Annotated in this window: 1 rRNA gene; it reads left to right on the top strand. The window is 57.3% G+C overall.

Features of this window, described 5'->3' with window-relative positions:
- Positions 1-355 precede the first annotated feature (355 nt).
- Positions 356-3,473, top strand: a 23S ribosomal RNA gene (locus tag ACQP60_RS20860).
- The last annotated feature ends 72 nt before the right edge of the window (positions 3,474-3,545 follow it).

Genomic DNA, 3,545 nt, shown 5'->3' with positions numbered 1-3,545 from the left:
AGGCTCTTCGGGGTCGGGTGGGGGAACGTTGGTGGTGGGGGTTGGTCTGGTTCGCAAGCACACTGTTGGGTCCTGAGGCAATCGGCTTGCCTGGGTGGGTGTTCTCGCGGGGTTGGTCTCGTGGGGGTGGCTGTCTGGGGGTTGGTGGTCTTGATGGATACGGGTCGTGGGCTGGTGTGAACCGTTCCTCTTCGGTTGGAGGGGGGTAGGCGTGCCGGGTGTCTGCGGGTCGTCCGTTGCTTGAGAACTGCACAGTGGACGCGAGCATCCCAGATGTTCAGTACTGGTCGAGATGATCCTCTTTGTGGGGGTTGTTCTTGGACTGGTTTTCTGATCTCTGTGAAATATTGTAGTGTGTCGAAGTTTTTAAGGGCACAGGGTGGATGCCTTGGCACTAGGAGCCGAAGAAGGACGTGGTAGCCTGCGATAAGCCTCGGGGAGTTGGCAAACGAGCTGTGATCCGAGGGTGTCCGAATGGGGGAACCCGGCCCAAGTCATGTTGGGTCACCTGCATCTGAATACATAGGGTGTAGGGGGGAACGTCGGGAAGTGAAACATCTCAGTACCGACAGGAAGAGATATTCCGTGAGTAGTGGCGAGCGAAAGCGGATGAGGCCAAACCGTGTGTGTGTCAAGCTGTCAGGCGTTGCACATGCGGGGTTGTGGGACCTTCTGACCAGATCTGACAGTCTGGTAGCCAGTGAGAAAGTCGTGTCATAGTCGAACCGCATTGAAAGGCGGACCGTAGTGGGTGTGAGTCCCGTAGACGAAATGGTGCGGCCTGGTTGAGGGGATCCCAAGTAGCACGGGGCCCGTGAAATCTCGTGTGAATCTGGCAAGACCACTTGCTAAGCCTAAATACTACCTAGTGACCGATAGCGGACCAGTACCGTGAGGGAAAGGTGAAAAGTACCCCGGGAGGGGAGTGAAATAGTACCTGAAACCGTGTGCCTACAATCCGTCGGAGCCTCCATTGCAGGGGTGACGGCGTGCCTTTTGAAGAATGAGCCTGCGAGTTAGTGCTCGGTGGCGAGGTTAACCCGTGTGGGGAAGCCGTAGCGAAAGCGAGTCCGAATAGGGCGTTATAGTCGCCGGGTCTAGACCCGAAGCGAAGTGATCTAGCCATGGGCAGGTTGAAGCGCCGGTAAGACGGCGTGGAGGACCGAACCCACTTAGGTTGAAAACTGAGGGGATGACCTGTGGTTAGGGGTGAAAGGCCAATCAAACTTCGTGATAGCTGGTTCTCCCCGAAATGCATTTAGGTGCAGCGTCACGTGTTTCTTGCCGGAGGTAGAGCTACTGGATGGCCGATGGGCCCTACCAGGTTACTGACGTCAGCCAAACTCCGAATGCCGGTAAGACATAGCGTGGCAGTGAGACTGCGGGGGATAAGCTTCGTAGTCGAGAGGGAAACAGCCCAGATCATCGGCTAAGGCCCCTAAGCGTGTGCTCAGTGGGAAAGGATGTGGAGTTGCACAGACAACCAGGAGGTTGGCTTAGAAGCAGCCACCCTTGAAAGAGTGCGTAATAGCTCACTGGTCAAGTGATTCCGCGCCGACAATGTAGCGGGGCTCAAGTACACCGCCGAAGCCGTGGCACTCACACGTGAACCCAGCACCGACTTGATCGGTGTTCAGGTGTGTGGGTGGGTAGGGGAGCGTCGTGTGGGCAGTGAAGCTGCAGGGTGACCTAGTGGTGGAGCCTACACGAGTGAGAATGCAGGCATGAGTAGCGAATGACGGGTGAGAAACCCGTCCGCCGAATGACCAAGGGTTCCAGGGCCAGGTTAATCCGCCCTGGGTAAGTCGGGACCTAAGGCGAGGCCGACAGGCGTAGTCGATGGACAAGGAGTTGATATTCTCCTACCGGCGAAGAACCGCCCATACCGAGCCCGGTGATGCTAACCATCCCAATCCACCAATCGGGGTCCTTCGGGATTCCACCGGTGGGGCGGCGTGGGACCCGAACCGGTAGTAGGTAAGCGTGTTAACAGGGGTGACGCAGGAAGGTAGCCCGGCGTGGCGATGGTAGTCCACGTCCAAGGTTGTAGCCCGCTTCGTAGGCAAATCCGCGAAGCACATAGGGTGAGAACTGATAGTGACCGCGTATGCGGGAATCGGGTGATCCTCTGCTGCCAAGAAAAGCCTCGACGCGAGGTTCTAGCCGCCCGTACCCCAAACCGACTCAGGTGGTCAGGTAGAGAATACCAAGGCGATCGAGCGAATCGTGGTTAAGGAACTCGGCAAAATGCCCCCGTAACTTCGGGAGAAGGGGGGCCCGAACCGTGAACCGGACTTGCTCCGGGGAGGCGGGGAGGGCCGCAGAGACCAGGGAGAAGCGACTGTTTACTAAAAACACAGGTCCGTGCGAAGTCGCAAGACGATGTATACGGACTGACGCCTGCCCGGTGCTGGAAGGTTAAGAGGACGGGTCAACTTCGGTGAAGCCCAGAATTTAAGCCCCAGTAAACGGCGGTGGTAACTATAACCATCCTAAGGTAGCGAAATTCCTTGTCGGGTAAGTTCCGACCTGCACGAATGGCGTAACGACTTCTCCGCTGTCTCAACCGCGAGCTCGGCGAAATTGCACTACGAGTAAAGATGCTCGTTACGCGCAGCAGGACGGAAAGACCCCGGGACCTTTACTATAGCTTGGTATTGGTGTTCGGTGCGGCTTGTGTAGGATAGGTGGGAGACTATGAAACCCGGCCGCCAGGTCGGGTGGAGTCAACGTTGAAATACCACTCTGGCCGCATCGACCATCTAACCTCGGTCCGTGATCCGGATCAGGGACAGTGCCTGGTGGGTAGTTTAACTGGGGCGGTTGCCTCCCAAAATGTAACGGAGGCGCTCAAAGGTTCCCTCAGCCTGGTTGGCAATCAGGTGTCGAGTGCAAGTGCACAAGGGAGCTTGACTGTGAGACCGACAGGTCGAGCAGGGACGAAAGTCGGAACTAGTGATCCGGCGGTGGCTTGTGGAAGCGCCGTCGCTCAACGGATAAAAGGTACCCCGGGGATAACAGGCTGATCTTGCCCAAGAGTCCATATCGACGGCATGGTTTGGCACCTCGATGTCGGCTCGTCGCATCCTGGGGCTGGAGTAGGTCCCAAGGGTTGGGCTGTTCGCCCATTAAAGCGGTACGCGAGCTGGGTTTAGAACGTCGTGAGACAGTTCGGTCCCTATCCGCTGCGCGCGCAGGAAACTTGAGAAGGGCTGTCCCTAGTACGAGAGGACCGGGACGGACGAACCTCTGGTGTGCCAGTTGTTCCGCCAGGAGCACGGCTGGTTAGCTACGTTCGGAAGGGATAACCGCTGAAAGCATCTAAGCGGGAAGCCTGCTTCAAGATGAGGTTTCCATCCCCCTCGTGGGGTGAAGGCACCCAGCTAGACCACTGGGTAGATAGGCCGGATGTGGAAGACAGGACTAACGACTGTCGGAGCTGACCGGTACTAATAAGCCAACAACTTCACACACACTCAAACACTGTTTGACAATCATCTGCTCCGCGTCCACTGTGCGGTTCCCGAGAAACGGGCACCACCCCC

Origin of the sequence: Isoptericola variabilis (genome assembly GCF_050311655.1) — a bacterium.
Classification (GTDB): domain Bacteria; phylum Actinomycetota; class Actinomycetes; order Actinomycetales; family Cellulomonadaceae; genus Isoptericola; species Isoptericola variabilis.
This window is presented reverse-complemented; position numbering and strand designations above follow the sequence as displayed.